The 19214-nt window shown below is 63.5% G+C and carries 17 protein-coding genes; 3 read left to right on the top strand and 14 right to left on the bottom strand.

The window, feature by feature from the left end; translation table 11 throughout:
• Position 1: 1 nt before the first annotated feature.
• The 7 genes from TQ29_RS05055 to TQ29_RS05025 form a co-directional block, all read right to left on the bottom strand.
• Positions 2-1402: an NAD(P)/FAD-dependent oxidoreductase gene (locus TQ29_RS05055; protein WP_162231805.1), complete on the bottom strand. Its 1401-nt coding sequence runs from the start codon at positions 1400-1402 to the stop codon at positions 2-4.
• A gap of 65 nt (positions 1403-1467) precedes the next feature.
• Positions 1468-2445, bottom strand: coding sequence for a lysylphosphatidylglycerol synthase transmembrane domain-containing protein (locus tag TQ29_RS05050; protein ID WP_082386529.1), 978 nt, complete (start codon positions 2443-2445; stop codon positions 1468-1470).
• A 1-nt stretch (position 2446) separates the two neighbouring features.
• Positions 2447-3358, bottom strand: coding sequence for a glycosyltransferase family 2 protein (locus tag TQ29_RS05045; RefSeq protein WP_054538268.1), 912 nt, complete (start codon positions 3356-3358; stop codon positions 2447-2449).
• Positions 3359-3463: 105 nt separating this feature from the next.
• Positions 3464-4483, bottom strand: coding sequence for a glycosyltransferase family 2 protein (locus TQ29_RS05040; RefSeq protein WP_054538267.1), 1020 nt, complete (start codon positions 4481-4483; stop codon positions 3464-3466).
• Between the two features lie 75 nt (positions 4484-4558).
• Complete coding sequence (locus tag TQ29_RS05035; RefSeq protein WP_054538266.1) at positions 4559-6064, bottom strand: hypothetical protein; 1506 nt, start codon at positions 6062-6064, stop codon at positions 4559-4561.
• Positions 6061-7062 (bottom strand): UDP-glucuronic acid decarboxylase family protein, encoded by a 1002-nt coding sequence (locus TQ29_RS05030; protein ID WP_054538265.1) that lies wholly within the window; start codon positions 7060-7062, stop codon positions 6061-6063. The genes TQ29_RS05035 and TQ29_RS05030 overlap by 4 nt, the downstream gene beginning before the upstream one ends.
• 347 nt (positions 7063-7409) lie before the next feature.
• The gene (locus TQ29_RS05025) at positions 7410-8120 is read right to left on the bottom strand and encodes a methyltransferase domain-containing protein (RefSeq protein ID WP_054538264.1); all 711 of its coding nucleotides are present in this window, start codon (positions 8118-8120) and stop codon (positions 7410-7412) included.
• Between the two features lie 376 nt (positions 8121-8496).
• Here TQ29_RS05025 and TQ29_RS05020 point away from each other — a divergent pair, with 376 nt between their 5' ends.
• Positions 8497-9852 carry a hypothetical protein gene (locus TQ29_RS05020; RefSeq protein ID WP_157445515.1) on the top strand — a complete coding sequence of 452 codons (1356 nt, stop codon included), beginning with the start codon at positions 8497-8499 and terminating at the stop codon, positions 9850-9852.
• Positions 9853-9856: 4 nt separating this feature from the next.
• Here TQ29_RS05020 and TQ29_RS05015 read toward each other — a convergent pair whose 3' ends face one another.
• Genes TQ29_RS05015 through TQ29_RS05005 form a run of 3 tightly spaced genes read right to left on the bottom strand, consistent with a single transcriptional unit; the run spans position 9857 to position 12254 of the window.
• Entirely contained in the window at positions 9857-10855 is a 999-nt protein-coding gene (locus TQ29_RS05015) for an NAD(P)-dependent oxidoreductase (RefSeq protein WP_054538262.1), read from the bottom strand.
• A gap of 15 nt (positions 10856-10870) precedes the next feature.
• Complete coding sequence (locus TQ29_RS05010; RefSeq protein WP_037209146.1) at positions 10871-11239, bottom strand: EamA family transporter; 369 nt, start codon at positions 11237-11239, stop codon at positions 10871-10873.
• A gap of 43 nt (positions 11240-11282) precedes the next feature.
• Complete coding sequence (locus TQ29_RS05005; protein WP_052071458.1) at positions 11283-12254, bottom strand: UbiA prenyltransferase family protein; 972 nt, start codon at positions 12252-12254, stop codon at positions 11283-11285.
• A gap of 342 nt (positions 12255-12596) precedes the next feature.
• Between TQ29_RS05005 and TQ29_RS05000 the strand changes: the two genes are divergently transcribed.
• Positions 12597-13907, top strand: coding sequence for a glycosyltransferase 87 family protein (locus tag TQ29_RS05000; protein ID WP_054538261.1), 1311 nt, complete (start codon positions 12597-12599; stop codon positions 13905-13907).
• Here the strand turns inward: TQ29_RS05000 and TQ29_RS04995 are convergent.
• Genes TQ29_RS04995 through TQ29_RS04985 form a run of 3 tightly spaced genes read right to left on the bottom strand, consistent with a single transcriptional unit; the run spans position 13883 to position 16834 of the window.
• Complete coding sequence (locus tag TQ29_RS04995) at positions 13883-15256, bottom strand: sulfotransferase (RefSeq protein ID WP_054538260.1); 1374 nt, start codon at positions 15254-15256, stop codon at positions 13883-13885. The two genes, TQ29_RS05000 and TQ29_RS04995, sit on opposite strands and share 25 nt — an antisense overlap.
• Complete coding sequence (locus TQ29_RS04990) at positions 15253-15480, bottom strand: hypothetical protein (RefSeq protein WP_235974396.1); 228 nt, start codon at positions 15478-15480, stop codon at positions 15253-15255. The genes TQ29_RS04995 and TQ29_RS04990 overlap by 4 nt, the downstream gene beginning before the upstream one ends.
• Positions 15473-16834, bottom strand: coding sequence for an arylsulfotransferase family protein (locus TQ29_RS04985; protein ID WP_054538258.1), 1362 nt, complete (start codon positions 16832-16834; stop codon positions 15473-15475). Before TQ29_RS04985 ends, TQ29_RS04990 begins: the two co-directional genes overlap by 8 nt.
• Before the next feature lie 322 nt (positions 16835-17156).
• Here TQ29_RS04985 and glpD point away from each other — a divergent pair, with 322 nt between their 5' ends.
• Positions 17157-18773, top strand: coding sequence for a glycerol-3-phosphate dehydrogenase (glpD, locus tag TQ29_RS04980; protein ID WP_054538257.1), 1617 nt, complete (start codon positions 17157-17159; stop codon positions 18771-18773).
• Here the strand turns inward: glpD and TQ29_RS04975 are convergent.
• The gene (locus TQ29_RS04975) at positions 18755-19180 is read right to left on the bottom strand and encodes a PaaI family thioesterase (RefSeq protein ID WP_054540330.1); all 426 of its coding nucleotides are present in this window, start codon (positions 19178-19180) and stop codon (positions 18755-18757) included. The two genes, glpD and TQ29_RS04975, sit on opposite strands and share 19 nt — an antisense overlap.
• Between the last annotated feature and the right edge of the window lie 34 nt (positions 19181-19214).

The following is a 19214-nucleotide window of genomic DNA, read 5'->3' as shown; positions in this document are numbered from 1 at the left end:
CCTAGTCCTCTACCACATGGGTGGCGAATTCGGCGCGATAGGCGGCCCATTTTTCATGGTCGAGATTGCCCTCGGCATCGACACTGTCCACCGCGCCATAGGACATCGCGAAGGCGTGGTGGGTGTTGTCATGGGCAAACAGCCCCTGCCGCCCGAACACCAGCATCCCGTCGAGCCCCAGAAGCCAGTTGTCGATCGTGTCGAAATGCGCCTGATAGTCCAGGTCATAGACCGGATAGGCATGGTGCAGCCGCCGTGTTTCGCAGCGGCGCACAGGCACTGTCACCGGCAGGCCCAGCGCGCCCAGCCATGTGCAGAAATGCTCGCCAAGCTCCTTGTCCGACATGCCCCACCATTTTTCGTCGGGGTCACAGGGCAGTTCGGCGCACAGCAGGGTCAGCCCCTTCGGCTCTGTCGCCGAATTGTAGTTCTTCGGCTCCGACATCCGGCTGATCGGGATCGAGATCTCGGGGAAGTAATGCGCGTCATATTCGGTGAACCGGTCCGTCTCCAGAATGAGATAGAGCAGGATCATCCCGCGAAAACGCATCGCCTTCGCGGCCTCGACCACCTCGGGCGGCGGCGGCGGATCCATCAGGCGCACGATGCTGGTCAGCGGGATGGTCGACATCAACATATCGCTTTCATGCCGGGCCTCGCCGCCGGCCGCATCCTTCGTCCAGACGGCGGTGACGGTGTTGCCCTGCCGCTCGATCCGGGTGATGTCAGCGCCGAAGGTGAACTGCGCGCCCTGCTCGACGGCCTTGTCGGCCATGGCCTGGGTGATCTGACCAAAGCCCTTGCGCGGATAGTAGAACCGCCCGGCGGTTTCACTGCGCAGCCCGGGCAGCAGCCGCAGCATCTTCATCAGGATCTTGCCGACAGACCCGCCCGAAACGCGCCGCTCTGCCAGCGTCACGGCCAGCTTGTCAGGATCCAGCCCCCACAGCTTGCGCACATAGGGAAAATAGAAATTCTCGGAAATCGTGGGGCCGAGCCCATCGTAAAGGATGCTCGAAAACGTCTCCGGCCCCGTGGATTTCTTGCGGAACGGTTTCAGCGCCATGTCACCCATCAGCGAGGCGGCGAAGCTTTTGGGCAGGCGCAGCAGCGCATCATGCAGCTTCAGCGGAAAATGGATCCACTTGCCGCCCAGCCGGATGCGCCCGTGGCGCGGCTGCAGCAGCAGATCCTCGCCCAGCAGCGCCTTCACATCGTCCAGCACCGCCGGTTCCGCGACCGGGTGAAACCGGTGCGAGCCATAGTCGCACCAGATCCCGTCGATCATGAAAGACGTGGAATTGCCGCCGACCCGCGCCGCCTTGTCGAGCACCTCGACCTCGGCATCCCCCCTGCGCGACAGCGCATAGGCCGCCGCAACACCGGCCGGCCCAGCGCCCATAATTCTTACCAGCGGCTTTTTTCCCGCCGCCACCCCAGGGATCGCACCCGCCATCTTCTTACCCTTTACTCTGAAAACTCACTCGCCACTTTTTCCACCGGGCGCGCGCCGAGGCCCGAGACCAGAAGGATCAACGCCCCCAGCGCCCCGGTCAGCCAGAGCACGCCCTGCCAGACCAGCCCTGTCGCCACCACCTCGGGCGCGCTGCCGCCGAACTGGGCCAGCAAGGCGGCCATCGAAGCCTCGCGCACGCCAAGCCCGCCCAGCGAGATCGGCAGCACCGCGAAGATCTTGGCCAGCGGCCAGGCCACGAACCACGCCCCCAGCGGCACATCGACGCCCACCGCATAGGAAAGCTGCACCGTCAGCATCACGAAGGTCGCCTGAATGGCCATCGACAGGCCCAGTGTCACAAACAGCAGGCCGGGCCGCCGGCCAAGCGCCGCGAACCCGCCGGCCATGTTCAGCGCAAAGCCCTGGCCCGGCAGGCCGGGTTTCAACCGGTAAAGCATCCGCACACCCCAGGGCATGCCAAAGACCGTGCCCAGCAGCAGCACCAGAACCAGCACGACCGCCTGCGTCACCACGCCGGCCCCCGCCCCGCCACCGCCCAGCATCAGCAGGCCGATCAGCGACAGAAAGCCCAGCGCCAGCATGTCGATCAGCCGGTCGGCCACCGCGCCCGCCGCCACTTTCGGCCCGTCACGCATCGCCGCCTGCGCCATCGCGGCGCGCACCGCATCGCCCCCCGCCACGCCGGGCAGGCACAGATTGGCCGCCAGCCCGCCGAAATGCGCCTTCAGCGCCAGCAGGAAGGGGAACCCGCGATCCAGCAGAACCCACCATTTCGCCGCCGCCGCCACATGGCCCAGCAGGAAAACCCCGAACACCGACACGAACAGCGAAAGCGGCACCGCCGAAAACCCCGCGAGGATCGCCTCGCGCGGCAGGAACCAGAACAACACCGCCAGAATGACGGCAGAGCCCCCGGCCCGGATCAGCCATTTGCGCCACATTGCCGAAAGCCCTGCCGGTTTGCTCATTTCATGGCCTCAGATGCAGGCGCGAAATCATGTCGGCGATCAGCCCCAGCGACCAGACCATGATCGAGGCCAGGAACAGGAACACCGCCGTTTCGCTGAGGTTCATCTGCGTCAGATCGTAGATCAGCTTCAGCACCCCCAGCCCCATCAGGCCCAGCCCCAGCGGAATGAACACGCGCAGCGGGTTGAACAGGGTGCTGATGCGCAGGATCAGGATGATGAAGTTCAGAAAATCAATCGGCCGGATCTTCGATTTGCCCACGCGCTTGCCGTATTCGATCGGCGTATAGACCATCCGCTTGCCATTGGAGGACATGCACAGGGTGATCGTGGTGGTGAAGGAAAAGTTCTGCGGCAGCAGCGGCAGGAACGGGATCAGTTCGGATTTGCGAAACACCCGCAGGCCGGAGTTCAGATCGTTCAGCTTCCGCTCGGCCAGAAAAGAGGCAAAGTTGTTCAGTACCCATTTCGCGGGCCGGCGCACCAGCGGCACGTTCTTCATGCCCGCGCCGCGGTCGCCCACCACCATGTCCTGATCGCGGCACATGGCCAGCATGCCGGGCAGATAGCGCGCGGGATAGGTGCCGTCGGCATCCATGATCGCCACATATTCGTACCGGGCCTTTTTCACGCCGCGCTTCAGCGTCGCGCCGTACCCCGAATTCACCTGATTGGCATCGACGACCGCGCCGCTGGCCTTTGCCTCGGCCAGGGTGTTGTCCCTGGATCCGTCGTCGATCACGATTACCTCGTATTCGATCCCTGTCGGGTCCAGCGCGTCAAACACCTCCTGCACGGTCGCCCGCACGGCGCCCTCTTCGTTATAAGCGGGGATCACGACGCTCAGGGTCATCCCCTGCAGCTCCGGCGACACCGCGACAGCGCCCTCAACCTCGGTAATCGAACCTTCCATCTCTGCCTTCCTTCCCGTCATCGGGAAACAATATCTTGATCAAACTGGGGATAAATATGGCCGGAAACCCGCGAAAGCGCGGCATCGGCCCGGTGATCCTGCGGCTCAGGGCACATGAAGGCGATCCTTCCGTCCCAGAATGTGATATTCGAACAGGCACCACGCGAAGGCCCCCGCCGAATAGACATAGTAAAGCTGGTGGTAAAGCACCGCCTTCAGCGCGAACCAGGCCCCGCCGTTTTCACGGAAGAACTGAAACAGCGACCAGTTCAGCGCAAAGGCCAGCGCCAGCAGGCCCAGCGTCCAGGGCCAGATCGACGGCGCCACCACAAGCCCCAGCACCGACAGCAGCAACAGCCCGGCCACCACCGCCTTGACCCGCTCGCCGGTGCTGGTGTTCAGATCGTTGGTCAGCCCCTCGCGCGCGATCATCAGCCGCGACCACGGCAGCGCGCGGCGGAAGATATCAGTATGGATGCCGTTGCGCACGGTCCAGACCTTCAGATGCTTGCCAAGCAGATCGGGCACCACCACGATCCGCCCCCCGTTGGAGCGGACGCGGTAGCCCAGCTCGATATCCTCGATCGAGGGCACCTTGTAGGTTTCCACGTCGAACCCGCCGATCTTGCGGAACACATCGGCCCGCACCGCGCCGCAACCGGCCCAGAAGGTGGTGGAATCCCGGTTGGCATGCTGGTGATAGAACCGGTGCATCAGGTTCTTGTAGCGCGAGAACCACGGCGTGCCGGCGGGCGTCGTGTCATACGAGCCGAACACCGCATCCACCCCTTCCTCGGCAAAGGCGGCGCGGATCTTCGCGGCCCCGCCCGGCCAGGCGATCACATCGGAATCGACGAACCACAGGATGTCGCCCCTGGCCTGCTCCGCCGCCAGATTGCGCGCCGCGCCCGGCCCGCCGTTCACCGGCGTGGTCAGAACCGTCGCCCCCATCTTGCGCGCCTCGGCGGCGGTCGCGTCGGGCGATTGATCGTCGACCACGATCACCTCCTGCACCTCGCCGCTTGCCAGCATCTCCATCAGCGGGGTCAGCACCTTCGGCAGCAGATTGACCGCGTTATAGGCCGGCATCACCACGCTGATCGAAAGCTGTTGTGAATTATCCATGGAAAACACCTGACGCTGAAGAAATGAAGAAATTGGCCCCGTCGCAACATGGGGGCGGGATATGACGCGCGCGTGTCATGGCTCGATCACCAGCGGCGCGAGGCGGCGCACCGATACGGTTTCCGTGAACATCAGCAGCAGCGTCGCGGCCATCGGCAACAGCCAGATCACCCGCCCGCCATAGCGTGTCGCGGGTTGCGAAATGCCGCCGCAGACGAAGGCATTCGCCAGAATGCCAAGCACGAGCATGATCGCCAGCGCCTTGAGATAGGGCGTGGCAAAGCCCGGCCACAGCACCAGCACCAAGAGGGCCGCGAAGGACAGAGAATAGATCATCCCCTGAATCGGGGTCACGACCGCCAGCCAGCCGGTATCCTGCGTCAGCCGGCCGCCGGAAAACCCGTCCGGCCCCAGCCCCTTGTGGCCCGAGAGCTTGGCGATCATCCGTTCGGTCGGCACCGTCATGTCGACCCGGAACAGCGCGACCTGCGTCATCGTGTTGTGTGCGAAAGCATAGACAGTGCGGGCCGGCAGGGCCTTCAGCACCATCAGAAAGAACGGCACCTGCTCCTGCGCCACGGCGCGCTGATCCTCGGGCGTCATCAGCTTGAATGATCCGAGCCGGCGGGAATCCTCAAAGATGATATGCGTCGCGGTCAGCCGCCAGGGATCATCCGACAGCGACAGCGCATCGTAAAGCGCGCAGGTCGCGATGGACGCGTCCGGGCAGTTCCGTTCCAGAAAGCGCAGGCCGGGGCCGTCTTCGATCAGCCGCGCGGTCAGGAACGGGTTATAGACGACCTCGCTGTCGCCGACGGTGGCCGCCGCGACCTTGAACAAAGAGCGCTCGGCGATCCCGCCGGCCGCGATCAGCGCCACCAGAAGCGGCGGCAGCCACCACCGGCGCCGCGCCAGCAGCGGTGACACCACCAGCGAAACCGGCACCAGCAACAGCGCGATGGCCAGATGCGACAGATGGCTGACCACCGCGAACACGCCAAGCAAAAGCGCCAGGATCACCTCCCACGGCTTCATGTCGCGGGCGAACACCGTCAGCGTCGCGATCACCAGCAGCAGCACAGGCGCGAATGTGTCGGGCATCAGATAGGCCACATAGAAGGGCAAAGAGCCTGTCGCCGCGGCGATCAGCGAAAGCCCGACCAGCGCCGCCACCGGCCGCGGCGGGCAGTAGAGCCGCGCGGCGATCCGTGCCGGCAGCCAGACCGCGATGATCACCGCAAGCGCGTTCAGCAAGGTCAGCGCGGCCAGGTTTCCGCCCTGTGCCAGCGCGGCCATCACAACCGAGAACACCGCCGAGCGTGATCCGTTCACGGTATCGTCCGCACCCGGCGCATGGCCCGCACCGGGCGCGCCCGGCACCCGGCGCTCCAGCAGCCCGGCCTGGCGCAGGGCTGCCTCGCCCTGATCGATGTAAGATCCCGTATCGAAATAGAAAAGCGGCTTGCCGTTCAGCACCAGAACCACAAGACAGGCCGCCAGCGCGGCCGCATACCAAAGCCCCGATCGCAGGGCTTCCCTGCGCGGGTCCGTCAGTTTGAATGCGGCCGCGTCGTCCGTCACTTCCCGGCTTCCCCCGTGAAGATCCTGTCGGTGGCGCCATCAGCCGCCAGATCGTGGCGCAGCCGCGCGAAATAGGCGATCGTGGCGTCCAGGCCGCTGTCGAGCGCCACCCGCGGCTCCCACCCCAGCGTCTTGCGCGCCAGCGTGATGTCGGGCTGGCGCTGCACCGGATCGTCATGCGGCAGCGGCTCGAACACCAGTTCGGATTTCGAACCGGTCTTGGCAATCACCGCCTCGGCCAGTTCCAGGATCGTCAGTTCCACCGGATTGCCCAGATTCATCGGGCCGGTTACATCGTCGGGCGTGTCCATCAGGCGCACCATCCCGTCGATCAGGTCGGACACGAACTGGAACGACCGCGTCTGCTGCCCGTCGCCGTAGATGGTGATCGGCAGGCCCGACAGCGCCTGCATGATGAAGTTCGACACCACGCGCCCGTCCTGCGGGTGCATCCGGGGCCCGTAGGTGTTGAATATCCGCGCCACCTTGATCTTCAGATTGTGCTGCCGGCGGTAATCGAAGAACAGCGTCTCTGCACAGCGCTTGCCTTCGTCATAGCAAGACCGGAACCCGATCGGGTTGACGTTGCCCCAATAGGCCTCGGTCTGCGGATGCACCGCCGGATCGCCATACACCTCGGACGTCGAGGCCTGCAGGATTTTCGCGCCCAGCCGCTTGGCCAGCCCCAGCATGTTGATCGCCCCGTGCACCGAGGTTTTCGTGGTCTGAACCGGGTCGTGCTGGTAATGCACCGGGCTGGCCGGACAGGCGAGGTTGTAGATCTCGTCCACCTCGACATAGAGCGGAAAGGTCACGTCATGGCGCATGATCTCGAACCGCGGATTGTCCAGCAGATGCCGCACGTTGGTGCGGCGACCGGTGAAATAGTTATCCACGCACAGCACGTCATTGCCCGCGTCCAGAAGCGTTTCGCAAAGATGCGACCCAAGGAAACCGGCCCCGCCGGTCACCAGCACTCGTTTCGACGTCACACTCATGCCACGCGCCCTGTATAAGCCCCGAACCGCAGCGGCCCGGGTCGTTTCGATTGAATGGCCCGCACCGGCCGAACCGGGGCAAACGCGCTTGCGATCACAGACGCCATCGTCAGAATTATGGCATTTGCCCATGGGCCGCAAAGGGCGTTACCTAGGGGCAACATAAATCCCTGCCCGGCCGGTTTGAAAGCCGCTTTTTGGGCAGCACGCCGGGGCCGCCGCGCAAAAAACGCGCGCCGCGCCCCTTGCCGTGCCCCGGCAGGAAACTGACGGCATATCGCCATTTCAAAGGCTGAACAGTGCATTGCGCCGTTTTTCCAGACAGGCGGCCGCCACCGGCCGTGCAATTACTTGATCGCCAGGAAACCTTCGAAGCACAGGTATTTCTGCACCGAAGTCACATCCTTGAACCCGGCCCGCGCCAGCATGTCCAGATTGCCCTGGGTCGAGAACGGCTCCAGCACGCCTTTCAGGCTGCGGGATTTCTCGACGATCTCTTCGCCGGAGAAACCGTTGCGAATTTTGAAATCGTTGTAGAGCTGGGTCAGAATGTCCTGAAACCGCGCATCCGGGCCGCGAACCTTTTCGAACATCACCAGCGCACCGCCCCAGTTCAGCGTTTCATAGATCTTGTTGAAAAGCTCCTGCCGATAGCGCGGCGGGACGAACTGCATGGTGTAGTAGCTGACGATCATGTCGGCCTTTTCCATCTCCATGAACCGCGCATCTTCGTGCACGATCGAGATGGCGGGCACATCGGCGCAATGTTTCTGCGCCTTGCCCACCATGGCCGGCTCTACATCCATCCCCACCCAGCGGGCGCCGGGCTTGGTGGCGTTGTGCTGCGCCAGCTTCTTGATCAGCTCGCCCGTCGATGTTCCGATTTCATAGATGACGCTTTCGTTCTTCACGAAGAAATCGGAAATCTGGCAGATCAGGTCATGCCCGGATTCATAGAGCGGAACCGACAGTTTAATGTGATCAACGAATGTTTCGGGAACGCCTTCGCCAAACGTCCACCCCGCGTTACCGGCGGTAATATCCTGGCCAACACCCATGGCGGTTACTCCTCATTCACAAACAGCGGGCGCGCAGGCCCGATTTACACAATTTCGCAGCCCGGCTTGAAATAACGCGTCAATACGCCACCGATCCTGCTTCCCGACCCTCACCGGCGGTTTCATAGCATGAGAATCGGTTTCTCCGAACAGTTTTAGCCTTTGCGGCGCCCACGCGGCGACAAAAACGGAGAACTGGGTTGTATTGTAAACACATTGTCCCCGCCCGCGGTGAAACCGGCGCGCGCCGGGCCGGGCGAGTGGCAAAAGGACGCCGGAAAAGACGGGGGTCTCACGCGGGAACGTCTTTCGGTTGCGGCCTCGATCCGGCATCTTGCCCGCAATTGCTTTGACCGACACGATTCAGGGGCACGACATGCCAATGACAGCTTTCCGCCATTTGTTTATTTGCCTGGCACTTGCCGCGCTCGCCCAGATTTCCGGCCCGGCCCGCGCCGCCGAAATCACGCTCGATCCGGCCACCACCTTCCAGACCATCAACGGATGGGAGGCGACGGCCGATATGGTCGACACGCCGCACACCCCGCCCTGGGTGCGCTACCGCGAAGAAATGCTCGACCGTCTGGTCTCGGAGGTCGGGATCAACCGGGTGCGGCTGGAAATCCGCGCCGGCGCCGAAAGCTCCACCGGCATCGTGTCCGATTTCATCAGCGGAAAGCTCCCCTATAATCGCTGGAAAAGCCGCCGCTATGAAACCGCCAACGACAACGGCGATCCGTTCTCGATCAACTGGCGCGGGTTCGATTTCGCCGAACTGGACTGGCATATCGAAAATGGCGTGCTGCCGCTGATGCGGCGGCTGCAGGCGCGGGGCGAGCGGCTGATCGTCAACCTGTGCTATGTCGCCTTCCGCGATGGTCGCTATTACCACATGGAGCCCGAGGAATACGCCGAACTCGTGCTCGCCACCTATATCCACATGCGCGACACCTACGGCTTTGTCCCCGACATGTGGGAGGTGATCCTGGAGCCCGACCTTTCCAAGAACTCATGGAACGGCACCGACATCGGCCGCGCCATGGCGGCCACGGCCAAACGGCTGCGCGCCAATGGCTTTTCGCCCGCCTTCGTCGCCCCCTCCGTCACCGACATGCGCAACGCCCTGCCCTATCTGGACGACATCGTCGCGGTGCCCGGGGCCAAGGAACATATGGTCGAGTTCTCCTATCACCGCTATCGCGGCGGCGGGCAGAAGGTGCTGCGCGACATCGCCGCGCGCGGGCGCGAACTGGGCATCCGCACCGCGATGCTGGAATGGTGGTTCGGCAAGGCCACCTACAAGGTGCTGCACAATGATCTCAAGAACGGCGAGGTTTCGGCCTGGCAGGGGCGCGTGATCGAAGGGCATTACGATGTCGAAAACCGCGATTCCGCCCACCCGAACCTGACCCTGCGCCCCGAGATCCGCTATAATCTGCAGTATTTCCGCTATATCCGGCATGGCGCCCGGCGCATCGGCGCCACCTCGGATGATCCGCGCAACTTCGACCCGCTGGCCTTCATCAACACCAACGGCAAATATACGGTCGTGGTAAAGGCCGAAAAGGCCGGGCCGGTTGTGCTGCACGGCCTGCCGCCGGGGCGCTACAAACTGTCCTACGCGGTCGGGTCCGGGTCGAAAGAGCTGCCCGATCCCGCCGTGGTGGGGACGGGCGCGCCGCTCGTCACCGAAATTCCCGGCGTCGGCGTCCTGACCATCGCCGGGTTCTGACCCGTCAGGGCAGGCTCGCCGCGCCGTCGCGATAGGATTGATAGGCGGCATAAAGCATATCGGTATCCTCATGCTCGGGCACCCACCCGAGATCGCGCTTGGCGGCCGAAATGTCGAGCGAGACCTCGAGATCGGCGATCTCGAACTGCTCCGGGTCCATCGGGGCGATCTTGAACAGGTTCAGCCCGCGCAGAATGCCCTTCACCAGCCAGCCCGGCGTGCGGATCACCCGCGAGCGCGAGCCGCTGCGCCGGATGAACTCGGTCATCAGCTCATACTCCGTCGGCGAATTCTCCGAGCCCAGGTTGTACACGCCGACCGGGCAGCCCTTGTCGGCGGCCAGAAGGCTGGCGCGCGCGCAATCGGATACCGATACGAACTGAAACCGGTTCTCGCCCGGCCCGATCAGCGGCACCGGCCGGCCCTTGTCGATCAGCTTGAACAGCACCTCCAGGATGCCCAGCCGGCCTGGGCCCAGAATAAGGCGCGGGCGGAATGTGGTGCAGGTGATGTCGCCGGCGGCCACGGCCGCGTTCACGAGATCCTCGGCCGCCACTTTCGACCGGCCATAGGGCCCGAACGGGTGGCGCGGGTGGCTTTCGGGGCGCGGGATCTGGATCGCGGGGCCGTAAACCATATCCGTGCTCCAGAAGATCAGGTTGCGGTTGCCCTGCCGTTTCATCCAGGCCAGAACCTCGCGCGTGCCATCCACCGCGCACAGCCGGAAAAACGCGTCGCGGCCGAAACGCGGCTGATTGGGGATGATCAGCTTGGTCGCCTGATGATGCACCACATCCTCGGGCTGCAGCGCGATACCGTCGAGCGCGCCGGGCGCGGCGATATCAGCCTCGACATAAGTGACGCGCGGGTTCGTAACCTTGGGGAATTTCACGAAGCTTTCGGGCAGGTCCACCACCACGATCTCCGCCCCGCCCCGCTCCAGCATCTGGCGCACGGTCTCGCGCCCCAGAAAGCCGTTGCCGCCGATCAGTACATGTTTCATTCGCCGTCTTCCCGCTCAGCTTCGCGCCAGAATGACGGTGCCCAGAATGATCGTGCCGATGCCGATCATCCGGGTCAGGTTCACCGTCTCGCCCATCACGAAATGCCCCCAGGCCGCCACGATCACATAGGCGATCGACAAAAACGGAAAGGCAAAGCTGACATCGAAGCGCGACAGAGACATCAGATGCGTGCCCATGCTGATCGTCATCGTCACCAGCCCCAGCACGATGAACGGGTTCGTCACCGCCCCCATCAAAAGGTTCACCAGCCGCGAGGCCGAAAACTCCGCCTGCCCGACCTGGCTCATCCCCGATTTCATGAGAAGCTGCGACGCCGCGTTCAGCACGACGGTCACGATGATGAAGACAAAGTATTTCGACATGGGGGAAGGCTTCCTGCTTAACAAATGCGCCGATGGCCGGCGATTACTCGATACGCATGTCCCGCACCACCGAATGATCGGTCAGGAACTGGATATAGGGAATGTCGATCCAGAACAGCGCCAGAACCAGAACGACAAGAAAGGCGACGAACCCCAGGAACTTCGGCTCCATGTAGATCTTTTCGGGGTTGATCGCGTCAGACTTGGGGCGCAGCGCGATGTTCTGATACCACACGAACAGCAGCGCGAAGAACGGAAAGCTGATGATGAACTCTATCTTGTACTTGATCAGGAATATCCCGAGAAAGAACACCGCCGTCAGCGCATAGAAGAAAGCCGACAGCATCAGCGAATTCTCGGTGTAGATCCGGAAAGACCGGCGATAGAGCCCCGCCCGCGCGGGATCGTTGATCATCCGGTATTCGGCATAGCGCTTGATCGCCATCAGATAGGCCCCGCCCATCCAGTAGCTCAGCAGGAAAGACGACGGGGGCAGCACGATGGTCGTGATCGCCGCCCAGCCCAGCACCAGCCGGATCGGATTGTTCACCGATTCCGACAGCACATCCAGATAAGCGCGATCCTTGGTGCGGATCGGTTCCACGTTATACAGGATGCCCATGATCAGCAGCAGAACACTGGCATAAAAGAACATGGGGTTCAGAAAGCTGGCCAGATAAAGGCCGATCCCCCCCAGCAGCAGATATTGCAGCAACACGAACTGCGGGCGGATGCGCCCCTGCGCCGTGGGGCGGCTGGATTTCGTCGGGTGGTGGCGATCGAACTCGCCATCCAGATATTCGTTGATCGTGTAGTTGGCCGAGGCGACAAGGCAGGTCGACACGATGCCGACCACAAGCCAGGCCAGCGCGCCCAGCCCCGCCTGATCGTCGACGATCAGCGCCAGCGCCGCGCCCGGCAGCATGAAGATGTTCTTCACCCAGTGATCGGGCCGCGCGATCGCGATGTAATCTGTGATCGAGATCGGCTTTTCAGAAAGCTCCGGCGACTTCATGACAGGACCAATCCAATAAAAAATGCGCCCGCGGGCAAAGGGCGAACGCTTTACAACAGATTTCGGGAATTGCGGGCGCAGGCGGGTGGCGTGCTGTGAACCCGGCAGCGGATCACCCGGTATTCAGGTTGCGGCGGCAAAAGCACCCGGAACGCATCCAGTACACAGGTCACAAGCGCGGCCCGCCGAATATGCGAAAAATGAAACATCTCAAAACACCTGTTACGCCGCCACGAAAAAATTGTGGCGCAAATCGGGCAGTCCTGTCAAATGCTCATCGGTTCACAGTGCAATAATTGAGAACATCTGTTTAACAGTACCGGCGTATCGGGGGGATTGTGTATGTCCGTGACTTTATTTCGCTCAGCGGGCATCGCCGCGCTGATCCTGATCGCAGCTTTGATCGCGTGGGGAATCATGACGCCCTGGGGCCTGGGCCTCGATTTCGCCAATTTCTACGATGCCGGGCGCAAGGCGCAGGCCGGTAAGTTCGCCGACCTCTACGACCCGTTCGCGCAGATCGCCGGGGAAAAGCCGCTGGGCAACATGACCTTCTTCAGCGCCCCGCTGACCAGCTATCTCTATTCCCCGATGGCGGCGCTGCCGCCGCGCACCGCGCTGCTTTGGTTCAAACTCGCCGGCACGCTCGCGCAGGGCGCGGGGCTGGTGCTGCTCTACCTGCACTGCCGCCCCCTGGCCGGCGACACGCCGCGCGACCGGGCGGTGTTCTTCGCCCTCTTCACCATCGCCGCCCTGCTGTTCCAGCCATTCTGGACGATCTACCGCGTCGGCGGCCAGACCACGCCTTTCGTGTTTCTGCTGCTTGTGCTGGGGCACATCGCCTTTACCCGCGGCGCCCTTGTCTGGACGGCGCTGGCCTTCAGCGCGGTCGTCGTGATCAAGCCCGCCTTTGCCCCGGCGGCGATCCTGCTGTTTGTACTGTCCTCCAACCGCTTCCGGCTGACGGCCCTGGCCGCCGGCCTGGGCCTCGGCGCGCTCTCGCTGCAGATGTTCGGCCTGCCGCTGCATCAGGAATTTCTCGCCCGCGTCCTGGCCGAGGGCGGCAGCCTGATGGCGCCCTGGATGAACAGCAGCCCGTTCTCGTGGATAGAGCCGATCTTCGTGCGCCCCGAAGCCTATCAGACCGAAGCCAGCCTGCCGGCCACCGCCGGCCTGATCCTCACGGCCCTGCGCCTGCTGACATCGGCCGCGCTGCTCTGGGCGCTGGCCCGCCAGATCCGAAGCACCCTGCCCCCGGCGGCGGAACGGCACGCGGTCTATGCCACCGGCCTTGCGCTGGTCGTCGTGCTGTCACCGGTGATCTGGTCGCACTATCTGACGATGCTGTTCATTCCGCTGGCGGTGCTGATGGCGCTGCGCAGCCACCTGCCCGGCGGCGCGGTCGCGCTGTTGTCTCTGGCGGTGTTGCTGGCCCCGGCCCAGAACCTGATGGTGATACGCAAGCTCCACGCTTTTCTGGGGTTTGACACGCGCGCCGAAATCCTGGCCGTTGCCCTGCTCAAGAGCCTGCCCGCACTGCTGATCGTCATGGTGATGATCGTCTGGCACCGGTCGCTCGTCTGGGCGCTGAAGGATGCCGCCTGGGACAGGCTGCTGTCGCCCGCGCCTCAGAAACGGCCGATCTCGGCATAGAGCGCGGCGGCGGCCTCTGCCAGCTCCGGCCGGACACCGTCCACGGGTTTTTGCGGAATGTTCCGCATCTCGGCGAATTCCGCATCCTCGATGCCAAGGCTTTGCCACAGCGCGGCGCGATAGGCCGGATCGCCGCACAGCCGTTCGTAGGAGACAAAGCGCAGCGCCGCGCCCACCTTGGCGCCCACCGCGGTCAGATGGCTATAGGTGGCGATCCAGGTTTCCAGCCAATAGTTCACGTCATCGGGGCTGGTCAGCGGCCGCCCCTTGAACAGGAAGGGCCTGTGCGCCTTGCCGAACTCGTGATGCGCCAGCCAGGTGAAATAATCGGTCTCGAACGCATCGGCGGTCTGAAACCGTTTGTGCTGACCCAGCAGGCTGTTGGCATGCTGCAGCGGATCGCGCACCGGCACGATGAACCGCGCCCTGGGGAAATACCCGGCAAGGGCAGGAATGCGCAGGATGTTGTTGTTGTTCTTTGACAGATAGCGCTCTTTCCCGGTGCGACGCAGCACCAGGCTGATGAAATCGGCATAGCCCGAGAGCGCATCGGCATCCGGCTTGTGCAGGGCCAGCCCGTCGTCGCGGATATAGTCGTCGCCGCAGGTAACGCGCCAGAACACCTCGTCCAGCGCCTCGGGGCTGTCGAGATCAACCTGGATGCCATCGCCATGCGCACGGTCCTTGGCCTCCATCTTGCTGGAGCGTGACAGGTTGTTCCACAGGTTCGGGGCCATCACGAACGGCATGTCGCGATAGGTCAGCGACCCGAACTGGCCGGTATTGTACAGCTCGCGCGTCAGGATGGTGGTGCCCGCCCGCGCCAGCCCGCAGACAAACACATGCGCCCCCTCGCGCGATGGCGGCGCGCCCTTCAGATAAAGGCCACGCTCCACATCATGGATCACCTCGGGCAGCACCGGCGCGCCAAGCGCCACGCGGTGCAGAAACCTGTCGGTCGCCGAATAGTCCGATTGCGCCTTCGCCCCGCCCCCGACGCGCAGTTTCATATAGCCGATGGAGCCCACGATCATGCCGAGCATCACCAGCGGGCGGAGCATGGTTTCCGTCAGGGCCGCGGGTCCGCCATCATACAGCAGCCCGGCCAGCCCGAAGGGAACGATGATCAGCACGAGCATGCCCAGAAGCGCCATGCAGGCCAGCCCGATGCGCAGGGCAAACGCCGGCAGCGCACGCTCTTTCCAGTGGTCCGAGACCTTCGCGCTCGATACCACGCGGGCCGCTTTCGTGGAAAAACCGGTAACGGTGGAGAGTTTCGCCTGAAACGGCAGCGCCAGCAGGATCTCACAGGCAACAAGCGTTGCTGCGAAGATCAGCGCCCAGTTCATTCCTCGGCGCTGTCGCCGACGATCTCCACCGGCGTGGCCTTCTTGCGCTTTTTCAACATGCGCTTGATCGGATAGTAAATCACCGCGAACAGCGCCAGAAAGATAGAGCCGAGCACCCCCAGAACCGCAGCGATGGCCCCGGCCCCGAGCCCCGGCCCCACATAGGCCTGCGCCGCAACCGGAACAAACCCGAGCGCCGCCAGAAGAAGAACCCGCCTAGCCACCGTCGCAAGCCGATTTCCGGATGTTGGATAATGCCGCATCACCATACTCCCTGGTCACATATCGGACCCAGCCCAGCCTGTATGGCACTCCGCTGCTTCCGCCATTCACATATTCAAGCGCAATCTTACCATCCTGATCGAAAAACAGGATACGTCCGTAGTCAGATTCTTCAACCATCAGCTGCCCGCCGGGCAGAAACGTATACAATCCTTCGGAGACGGTGCGAATGTCCGCGTCCAGCATAATATCCGAATAGGGCGTGCTGACAGTGTCTGTCGCGAAATCGTAAATCACAACGTCATTCGACGGGTCGACAACCGGCCCGCCATGGCGCGAGCGCATGTTGTTGTTGAACACCGCGATCCGGCCATCGCCCAGCACATCCACATCATGCTGAAACGCCCAGGGGCCCGACCGCAGCCACAGGATTTCATTGGTCGAGGGGCGGAACAGCATGATCGCCGATTTGTGCCGCATGCTGATCAGAAGGTCGCCGCGTTTCCAGTAGGGTCCGTCTTGCAGAAGCGGCTCGATATCGTTCAGGTGGATCGGGTCATCGCTATAGCCCGCGTTCATGCTGGTCAGCAGGTATTCATACCCGTTCTCGATCAGGATCGTGGTCAGGGATTTGGAATACAGAACCTCCCCGTCCTCGGTGATCTGGGTCAGGGAATCATTGTAGTAAGTCGGCGGGACATGCTCCAGCTCCGCCGGGTCGCGGTCGCCCGGAATCCAGAAGGTTCCGTCTGCGGCCCGTTCGGTCGAATGGTGGAAGAGATCGCTGTTGACCCAGACCTTTTGCGCACAGGCATCGACGCGCGCCATGGGCGAGAAATTGCCCTTGACGATCAGATCCCCGTTTTCCATCAGATACGGATGCAGGATGCGGAACGTCTCGGCGTTGACCGGAAGATTGTTGTATTCCTTGCCCTGAACGAATCCGTCAAAAAGAGCGTCCGAGTCCGGCATCCAGCTATGGGGTGTTTCCAGCGTCGACAGATCCACCAGTTCCACGATGTGGCGGCGCGCATCACCGTCATACCGGCTCAGCAGCAGGTACCCGTCCACCGCGGCCGCAGACGCGGGCGTCTTGACCTCCCAGCCGCGCCGCCCGGGGAAGCGCGGGTCGCGGTAGTGCTGCGCGATCATGCGGTCATAGGGGCGCAGGATTTTCTGAAGCGTGTCCGGGCTGCTTGCCAGAGCATAGGCGATCTCGCCCGCAACCCCGAATTTGTGATATCCCAGCGTCCGGCTTCGAACCACGACACCAAAGGCGACGACACCAAGCAGACCGAGAAACAGCAAAACAAGAACGACCCAGACCTGGATCTTGCGAAACAAAAATCGTTCCATCACTACTCAGCCCCTGTTCCGGCCGGGCCGGAGTTTGACATGCGGCAGGCTTAATACGCGAGTCACCCGCCACGCCATAAAACACAATTTCGAAAATACACGAAGCATTTCATCCTGTTGGAGGCGAACATTTGCCAATCCGCCATCTTACGCCGCACTGTTGCCTGTCCCGTTCCGCGCCGCGCCGCCGCCCTTCGCCCGCGCGGCCGGGCGCCCGGGCACACCATGACGGCTTTCCGCCCCCGCGCGATTTTCCGGCTTGACCCGACGCCGCCGCCCGCCTTTCTACAGCGCCGGAACAGGCCGAAAGGGCGCAGGAACCATGACCGGCAAGACAAAGCGCGACAGCGCGGCGCATTTCGACCTTGTCGTCATCGGCGGCGGCGTCAACGGCTGCGGCATCGCCCGGGATGCGGCCGGGCGCGGGCTCTCGGTGCTGCTGTGCGAACAGGGCGATCTGGCGCAGGCCACCTCTTCCGCCTCGACCAAACTCTTTCACGGCGGGCTGCGCTATCTCGAATATTTCGAGTTCCGCCTCGTCCGCGAGGCGCTGAAAGAGCGTGAAACCCTGCTTCGGGCGATGCCGCATATTTCGTGGCCGCTGCGCTTTGTGCTGCCTTACGATCCGGCGCTGCGCTTTCCTGCCGATGCCTCCGGCCTTGGCCGGGTTCTGCGCTATGCGGCGCCCTTTCTGCGCGGGCGCAGGCCGGCATGGATGATCCGCGCAGGGCTGTTTGCCTATGATCATCTGGGCGGGCGCTGCATCCTGCCCGGCACCAAAACCCTGCGGCTGGCCGATCACCCGGCGGGCAAACCGCTGAAGCCGCGCTTTGCCAGGGCCTTCGAATACTCCGATTGCTGGGTCGAGGATTCGCGGCTCGTGGTGCTGAACGCCCGCGATGCCGCGGCGCATGGCGCCCGCATCCTGACCCGAACCCGCTGCGACAGCGCGGCGCGCACCGGCGCGGGCTGGCGGGTGGAACTGACCGACCTCGAGACAGGAACCGCGCAAAACGTCACCGCAGCGGGCATCGTCAACGCGGGCGGGCCATGGGTCGAGGATATTCTGAAAACCCGGCTGGGGCAGCAGGCGGCTCATGGCGTCCGCCTCGTGCGCGGCAGCCATATCGTGACGCGCCGGCTGTTCGATCACGGCCAGCCCTATTTCTTTCAGCTCCCCGACGGGCGGATCATCTTCGCCATCCCTTATGAAACCGATTTCACACTGATCGGCACCACCGATCAGGATCACCGCGCCGCCCCCGGCGCGGCCATCTGCACGGAAGACGAGCGCGACTATCTGCTCGCCGCCGCCAACCGCGTCTTCACGCGGGCCCTGACCCCCTCCGATGTGGTCTGGTCCTTTTCCGGCGTCCGCCCGCTCTATGACGATAACGCCTCCAGCGCCACCGCCGCCACGCGCGATTATGTGCTGACCCTGCAGGATGAAAACGGCGCCGCGCCGCTGCTCAGCGTCTTCGGCGGCAAGATCACCACCTATCGCCGGCTGGCGGAACAGGCGCTGGCCCGGCTCGAGCGGCATTTCCCGCAGATGTCCGGCCCGTGGACGGCAGGCGCGCCCCTGCCCGGCGGCGATTTCCCGGTCGATGGCGCCTCCGCGCTGATGGCCCGGCTGCGCGCCGTCTTCCCGTTTCTGACAGAGGCCTGGGCGGCACGGCTGGTGCGCGCCTATGGCCGTGATGCCTATGCGGTTCTGGGGCAGGCCACCTGCCCCGCCGATCTGGGCGAGGATTTCGGCGCGACGCTGCACGCCGCCGAAGTGCTCTGGCTCATCCGCAACGAATGGGTCAAATCCGCCGACGACATCCTGTGGCGGCGCAGCAAGCTCGGCCTGCGCCTGGATACCGCCGCCGCGGCCCGGCTGGAGGCGTTCATCGGCGAAGCCCGCGGCGCCCGCGTTCAGCCCGCCGAACGGTAGCGGAACACCCCGGTGCCGGTGGCGATCTTTTCGCCGGTTTCATCATGAATGACACTTTCCGCGAAATAGGTCCGCTGCCCGCCCCCGGTGCGCCACCCTTCGCCGATCAGCAGCTTGCCCTTCGGCCGTGAAATGAACAGCACATTCATCGACAGGGTCATCGCGAACCGCCGGTTCGCGGGATCGCCGGTATAGCACCCGGCATATCCCATCGCCGTATCAAGCAGAACACCGTAGACCCCGCCATGGGGAATCCCGTGCCGGTTCGTCGTGAACTCCGCGACCGGCATCTCGAAACACGCATAATCCGCCCGCCAGTCGCGCAGCGTATATCCCAGATGGGCCTGAAAGGGCGACGTGTCTTCCCGCAACGCCGTGTCGAATGGCGGGTGGCTGTCTGCTGTCATGTTCATACCTCTTTCGCCGAAATCCCGGGCGTGT

Source organism: Actibacterium sp. EMB200-NS6, from assembly GCF_001305615.1.
In the GTDB taxonomy this organism is placed as follows: domain Bacteria; phylum Pseudomonadota; class Alphaproteobacteria; order Rhodobacterales; family Rhodobacteraceae; genus Actibacterium_A; species Actibacterium_A naphthalenivorans.
This window is presented reverse-complemented; position numbering and strand designations above follow the sequence as displayed.